Source organism: Acinetobacter sp. SM1B (genome assembly GCF_003289665.1).
Lineage (GTDB): Bacteria > Pseudomonadota > Gammaproteobacteria > Pseudomonadales > Moraxellaceae > Acinetobacter > Acinetobacter schindleri.
Window position 1 is genome coordinate 2,010,795 of the sequence record NZ_QMBM01000001.1, and the last position, 6,654, is coordinate 2,017,448.

At 40.3% G+C, this 6,654-nt stretch carries 5 protein-coding genes, 1 rRNA gene and 1 pseudogene; 2 read left to right on the forward strand and 5 right to left on the reverse strand.

Translation table 11 applies throughout. The annotated features are described in order from the left end of the window. Positions 1-114: 114 nt before the first annotated feature. Positions 115-807 carry a TIGR04219 family outer membrane beta-barrel protein gene (locus C8322_RS09745; RefSeq protein ID WP_111810550.1) on the forward strand — a complete coding sequence of 231 codons (693 nt, stop codon included), beginning with the start codon at positions 115-117 and terminating at the stop codon, positions 805-807. 374 nt (positions 808-1,181) lie between these two features. Then, on the forward strand, positions 1,182-1,742 hold the full coding sequence (locus C8322_RS09750; RefSeq protein ID WP_004895920.1) for a type 1 glutamine amidotransferase domain-containing protein: 561 nt from the start codon (positions 1,182-1,184) through the stop codon (positions 1,740-1,742). 57 nt (positions 1,743-1,799) lie between these two features. Here C8322_RS09750 and C8322_RS09755 read toward each other — a convergent pair whose 3' ends face one another. The 5 genes and pseudogenes from C8322_RS09755 to rrf form a co-directional block, all read right to left on the reverse strand. After that, positions 1,800-2,129 (reverse strand): ankyrin repeat domain-containing protein, encoded by a 330-nt coding sequence (locus C8322_RS09755; protein WP_004895922.1) that lies wholly within the window; start codon positions 2,127-2,129, stop codon positions 1,800-1,802. Positions 2,130-2,216: 87 nt separating this feature from the next. Continuing rightward, the gene (locus tag C8322_RS09760) at positions 2,217-2,654 is read right to left on the reverse strand and encodes a DUF4145 domain-containing protein (protein ID WP_227591035.1); all 438 of its coding nucleotides are present in this window, start codon (positions 2,652-2,654) and stop codon (positions 2,217-2,219) included. A gap of 243 nt (positions 2,655-2,897) precedes the next feature. After that, positions 2,898-4,247 carry an aromatic acid/H+ symport family MFS transporter gene (locus C8322_RS09765; RefSeq protein ID WP_111810552.1) on the reverse strand — a complete coding sequence of 450 codons (1,350 nt, stop codon included), beginning with the start codon at positions 4,245-4,247 and terminating at the stop codon, positions 2,898-2,900. A 353-nt stretch (positions 4,248-4,600) separates the two neighbouring features. Then, positions 4,601-5,947 (reverse strand): annotated as a pseudogene (locus C8322_RS09770) (MFS transporter). Between the two features lie 455 nt (positions 5,948-6,402). Further along, a 5S ribosomal RNA gene (gene rrf, locus C8322_RS09775) occupies positions 6,403-6,517 on the reverse strand. Positions 6,518-6,654 lie beyond the last annotated feature (137 nt).

Here is a 6,654-nt window from a genome sequence, read left to right on the forward strand (position 1 = left end):
TTTTCTATCATGATTCTAGACTAACATATCTGTTCTGCTAGTCTAGAGCCCTAAAAATATAGATTTAGGTCATAAAACTGCTCAATTTGAGTCAAGCAAAAGGAAATTCAACCTATGCACGCAAGAATCATCAATACCTTATTATGCGGACTGGCGCTGAGTAGCGTCAGCCATGCCGATATCATTGGTCTGAAAGCAGATGCCAGCTACTGGAATTTTAACGGATATAGCCAGTCTGACAATGCCAGTAAACATGATCTGGACCGTCAAGGTACGGCACAGCTGTCTGTAGCTTTGGAACATCCGGTACCGTTATTGCCAAATGCAAAAATCAAATATGTAAATCTCGACAGCAACAGCGAGCAAAGCACTGTACTTAATGCTTCAGATATCGAGCTGAACAATATTGACTATATTCTCTATTACGAATTGCTGGATACAGTTGTACATGCGGATGTTGGTGTCGGCTTAAGCAATCTGGATGGTACGGTGAAAAACCTGAATGCCGGTGCTCTAACCCAGTACGATCTAGATGAATACAGTCCTCTGCTCTACGCAACAGCAGGTGTCAAACTGCCATTCACCGGGATGAGCGCCAAAGCTGAAGCTGTTTACAGCCATGGCAGCGACACTAAAAAGACCGATGTACAAGCTGAACTTCAATACGACTTTATTGATAATCTTGCTGTAGACCTCGGTGCCAAACTGGGTTATCGCATCATGAAAATTGATGCCGAGCAAAATAATGTGCCAGATCTTCAACTAGAATTTAAAGGTCCTTATATCGGTCTGGACATGCACTTTTAATGAAAAGAATGACTTACAGAATACTACTTAGATCTTGTAAGCCCAGGCGTACAACATAAGCTGTTATCTGCGTCTTTTAAGCTATATTAAGCTGCAGTATCTTAAACCCATAGAGAGCAGGATGCTCCGAAACATAAAAACAAAAATAAGCAGATGCACCAGGACGTGAGGTACGACAGGAGTTATACCTAAATCACGAAATACGGAAAAAGCCCCGATAGGATATCGGGGCTTTTTCCATCTATTGTTTTTTTCTGTTGTTCTCTCAGGTCTTTCTTCTATAAACGCTTACAGTCCTCGGCTAAAAAAGCAACATTTCTAAAAATGCCTTATTGCTAAGCTAAAGACCCCTGCAGATATTGAGATTTACAATCATGGTCAAGAAAGTTCTGATTATCACCTCGAACGAAGGCATTGAACACGATGAATTAGTCCAGCCCCTGGATTTCTTGCAGTCACATGGTTTTGTGGTGATTCATGCTGCAGAAAAAAATGAAGATGTCCACACCATGGAAGCTGACAGCAAGCCAAGTGCACAATACACACCTGATACAACCATGCATGAAGTCAGTGTAGAAGATTATGATCTGCTGGTGATTCCTGGTGGAACAGTGAATGCGGATAAATTACGCATTAATGAAGATGCCCAACGCATCATCCAGTACTTTGCTGATAACCAGAAACCGATTGCGGCAGTCTGTCATGGTCCATGGGCACTGATTGATGCGGGTCGCGTCAAAGATAAAAACCTGACTTCTTATAAGAGTATCAAGCTGGATCTAGAGAATGCCGGTGCAAAATGGGTCGATGAAGAAGTACACCGTTGCAATACCAATGGCTGGGTACTGATTACTTCACGTAATCCGGATGATTTACCGGCTTTTAATACTGCAATTGTGGAAGAACTCGAAGCGGACATGGATATTATTCCGTAATCCTAAACTGTTCTCAAAAAGAAACCCCAGCTTGTGGGGTTTCTTTTTTATTCTTTCTTATTTAGGAATACTGCCTTTCAGGCTTTTTAAATATTCCACGACATCTTTATTGCCTGCCATTTCAGCCAGCTCTAAAGCAGTATAGGTACTGCGATGATCGACATCTGCGCCTTTACTCACCAGTAACTTCACCACTTCAAGATGATCATTTTCAGCAGCAGCTTGTAATGCGCTATAGCCTTCTTCATCGGCGGAGTTAACGTTTAGACCTTCTTGTAAGCCCTGCTCAACCTGTTCAACATCACCTAGGGATGCCCAGTACACCAGTTCAGGAAGATGCAGTTCTTCATCATCTTCAGGGATTGGGGAGAATGAATTAATAGTCATAATTGTGTTACCTAAAATTTTTTTAATTATGAAATGGTTGATTTTATCCAGTCAACATCAGAAAGTTCATCATATATAAATCTTTGGTTAATTGCTTTTGAATTTTTTTAATAGTTCTTTACTTCCTGATAATACTGACAAAGCCATATCAATCATTAATTTTTTCCCTGATTGTATGTTATCGATATCTATATCTTCCAAATTAGCATCAGTGAAATCTGGATTGATTGCCATTTCAAAGTTAATGATCCACCAGTTTTCAATTTTATGAACTAATTGGTAAGCACATAGAAAGTTTTTCATCAGGTCTTTTATTTCACCATTAAAAACGATATCACTCATTTCATGTGCTAAATAATTTCTATAATTTTTTAAAGCCTCTATATTTTCTTTATCTACTTCATTAATGACTTCATGTTCTATTAACCAAGAAATTGACGCGTATAGATGATTTTTACGTCTTGATAAAACTTTTAATCTATATTCTTCTTCTCCTTCTAAATCCCTAGCTCCAATTAAGGTCATAATATAAAAATCTATGAGTCGATTGATAATCGAATCTTTCAACATTTCATAGATAGTTATATACATCGAAATATTAATTAGTCGATCTTTAAATACTTCAGGGTTTAAAAAGCTTTCCTATTGTTCTCGATAATCCATTTTTTATAACTCTTAAACTCATGATTTTTTTAATCTAAATTGCTTTAGATTATCAGTAAATAAAAAAAGCCCCCATTTCGGAGGCTTCTTATTTCAAACTTGGTTTTAAGCTTTTGCAGCAACTGTCTCTGCTGAACCAATCTTGTTAGCTTCATTTTCATGCATGATCAGCGCAACTGCAATTGCTGTAATCAGTACCGGTAAACCGACTGCCATAAAGTTGAAGTGTGCAGGCAGGTTCATACCCAGTAAGCCACCAATCAGGATTGGGCCTACAATCGCACCCATACGACCAATCGCAGAAGACCAGCCAATACCTGTAGAACGTACTGCCAGTGGGTAATACTGCGCTACATAGCTGTATAGCAACATTTGTGAACCGATTGACGCTGCACCAGCCAGGAACACCAGGATATAAAGTAAGAACTGGTTAGACGCAAAGCCCATTGAGCTCATCACAATCGCACCCATAATACCCAGGAACATCAGTACCGGTTTCAGGTGGAAACGGTCAGCCAGAATACCACCGCCAACAATACCAACTACTGCACCCACGTTCATGACCATCATGAACATCAGGCTGTTATCCATTGAGTAGCCCGCCGCCATCATCAATTTTGGCAACCAGCTGCTAAGTGCATACATCGTCAGCAAGCAAGTGAAGAATGCTACCCAGAACAATAATGTATTGACTGCACGACCGCGGCGGAACAGGCTAACCACGTTCGCAGCTTCAGGTACATTTTCCTGAGGTAAAGTGAATACTGTATTTTCAGTTACTTTTAAATCTGGTGCCATACGACGCACAATCTCTTGTGCTTCCGCTTGGCGGTTTTGTTTCACCATAAATGAGATAGATTCAGGTAAAAATTTCCAAATAATTGGTAATAAAAACAGTGGAATTCCCGCGATAAAGAACATGATCTGCCAACCAAAATCTGGAGTAAACCATGAGCCAAGTAAAGCAGCCATGACACCACCTACGGCATAACCACTGAACATTGTGGTTACTAAGGTACTACGCATCTTTTGTGGCGCATATTCAGAAGTCAGTGCTACCAGGTTTGGCATTACACCACCAATGCCTAAACCAGCAAGGAAACGTAAAATACCAAATTCAGTCGGGTTAGACGCAAAGCCACCCGCGAAAGTTAAACCACTAAACAGCACGATACAGATCATGATAACTTTTTTACGGCCAATCTTGTCTGCCAGCGAACCAAAAATCATGGCACCAAACATCATGCCTGCAAGTGCTGTACTGGCCAGCATACCTGCTTGTACTGCGCTTAAGCCCCAATCTTGCATTAAGAGTGGCAGCGTCACACCATTAATTGCTAAATCATAGCCATCAAATAAGATAATGAGTAAACACCAAGCAACTACATTGAAGTGAAAAGGCGTAAATTTCGCATTATCGACTACAGAATTAACGTCTATTTTTTCCGTTGTCATCGTTCTCATCTCCCATGAGTACTTGTCCATAAATCCTGCTGACTATTACGACAAAACAGTCAGTTCGAGCGAATATACTGAAGTGGATTTCGCGTTACAATAAGACCATAGTTAAGGTAAATTAAAGCTTTAGAGATATACATTTATGTGATTATTCACGTTGTTATTAATATTTAAATGCTTGTTTTATATATTTAAAATCTATTTTTAAGTGGGTCTTTTAGTAATTTTTCTAAGCAAGAAATATATTTTGATTTCTATTAAAAATTATGAATTTAAACGTTGAAACCCCTTATTTGAAGGGGTTTCAACGTTTTTAAAGATTAAAAATGAATATAAGAACCAGTGGGTCATTAAGCCTTGACAGTTTTAAGCTTCGGCTCTGCCATTGGATCTGCATTTACAACGCGGTCTTTACGCACAATCAGTGATACGGCAATGGCTACAATCACCACTGGTAGGCCAACAGCCATGAAGTTCAGCTGATGTGGTAATTCCATACCCAGCAGCATCCCGATCAGGATTGGACCGACAATTGCCCCACTACGCCCTACCGCTGAAGCCCAACCAATACCGGTTGAACGAACAGTTAATGGATAGTATTGCGCCACATAGCTATAAAGCAGAATCTGACCACCAATCGCTGAAGCACCTGCCACGGCAACCAGGAAGTAAATCACAGGTTGAGGAGATTTAAAGCCTAATAGCGATAATGCCACTGCACCTGACAAACATAGAGTGATAATCACAGGTTTTAAGTGGAATTTGTCTGCTAGGATACCGCCGCCTACGGTACCAATGACTGCACCAATATTCATTGCCAGCAGGAACATTAAACTGTTACCTAACGAATAGCCTGCTGCCATCATCAGTTTCGGTAACCAGCTGCCTAAGGCATACAGTGTCAGTAAACACATAAAGAAGGCTAACCAGAATAACAGTGTGCTTGCGGTACTCCCCTGCTTAAACAGGCTGCTCACAAAAGCAGGTTCAGCAATTTTAATCTCGCTTAAAGCCAATTGAGTCTGGTCATTTAAACTGAGCTGATCATCTAAACGCTGCATCATTTGACGAGCATTATCATGCTTCTGCGCTTTCACCAAGAATGTCAGAGATTCTGGCAGGAATTTCCAGATTAGAGGCAATAACAGTAAAGGCACACCTGCGATAAAGAACATGATTTGCCAACCAAAATTAGGAGTAAACCATGCACCTAATAAAGCAGCCATTACACCACCCACCGCATAACCACTGAACATGGTAGTGACCAAAGTTGCACGTAAGCGTGGCATATTCAAAAGTTAAAGCCACCAGGTTCGGCATTACACCGCCAATGCCTAAACCAACAAGGAAACGTAAAATACCGAATTCTGTCGGGTTAGACGCAAAGCCACCTGCAAAGGTAAAACCGCTAAACAGCACCACACAGATCATGATGACTTTCTTACGGCCAATCTTGTCTGCCAGCGTACCAAACATCATCGCGCCAAACATCATGCCTGCAAGTGCTGTAATCGCCAGCATACCCGCCTGTACTGCACTTAAAGACCACTCCTGCATTAAGAGCAGTAAAGCCACGCCATTATTGCCAGGTCATAACCATCAAATAAAATAATCAGCAAACACCAGAACACGACATTAAAGTGAAATGGAGTAAATTTGGCCTTATCAATGACCTCATTCACATTGACTGTATTCATTGTGACGTCTCACCTCCTGTGAGTTTTCAATTTCATTGTTTTAAACCGCGACACATGACATTTAACTATTTAATCTTATTTTTATTGATTTATCCCGCCATGCTTTCGCAACAGCCCTAGTTGAGCACGCTGAGCTTTGCTCAAATACTATACAAAGGTCGCAAAATGGCATAGAAAGTTAGACCGTGTGGTTCAGTTTTTAATTAATTTAATAGCAGACTAGGAAAGACAATTACATGAATATTCAAGTTTTAGAAGATAGAAGATCCATATTTAATATGGCTTGAAGATGAATTTGGGGACATATCCGCTCCATAGACTGGTTTAGTATACGCCTCTCAATTTTATTTTTATGTGATATTTCAGTCGAAATGACATATAAATAACATTTATTTGATTAAATTCTTCCCATAAAAAAACACCCCCTTCTATTGAAGGGGGTGTTTAGAATAATGAGCTGGCGATGACTTACTCTCACATGGGAAACCCCACACTACCATCAGCGCTAAGAGGTTTCACTTCTGAGTTCGGGAAGGGATCAGGTGGTTCACTCTTGCTATGGTCGCCAGCACAACTGTTTATGACTTTGCGTTTGGTCTTATTCGCTTTGCATTGCTGCTTTGCTTGCCGTTGCTTGGTCAAATGAGTTTAACAGATAATATCTGAGTCGAATTGTATGTTCTAGCGTTAGCTGAATCAAGTATTTC

Excerpts from the sequence above, each read along its gene's own strand:
- C8322_RS09750 (WP_004895920.1), top strand. The coding sequence starts at position 1,182 with ATGGTCAAGAAAGTTCTGATTATCACCTCGAACGAAGGCATTGAACAC.
- C8322_RS09760 (WP_227591035.1), bottom strand. The coding sequence starts at position 2,654 with ATGACCTTAATTGGAGCTAGGGATTTAGAAGGAGAAGAAGAATATAGA.
- C8322_RS09765 (WP_111810552.1), bottom strand. The coding sequence starts at position 4,247 with ATGACAACGGAAAAAATAGACGTTAATTCTGTAGTCGATAATGCGAAA.
- C8322_RS09745 (WP_111810550.1), top strand. The coding sequence starts at position 115 with ATGCACGCAAGAATCATCAATACCTTATTATGCGGACTGGCGCTGAGT.
- C8322_RS09755 (WP_004895922.1), bottom strand. The coding sequence starts at position 2,129 with ATGACTATTAATTCATTCTCCCCAATCCCTGAAGATGATGAAGAACTG.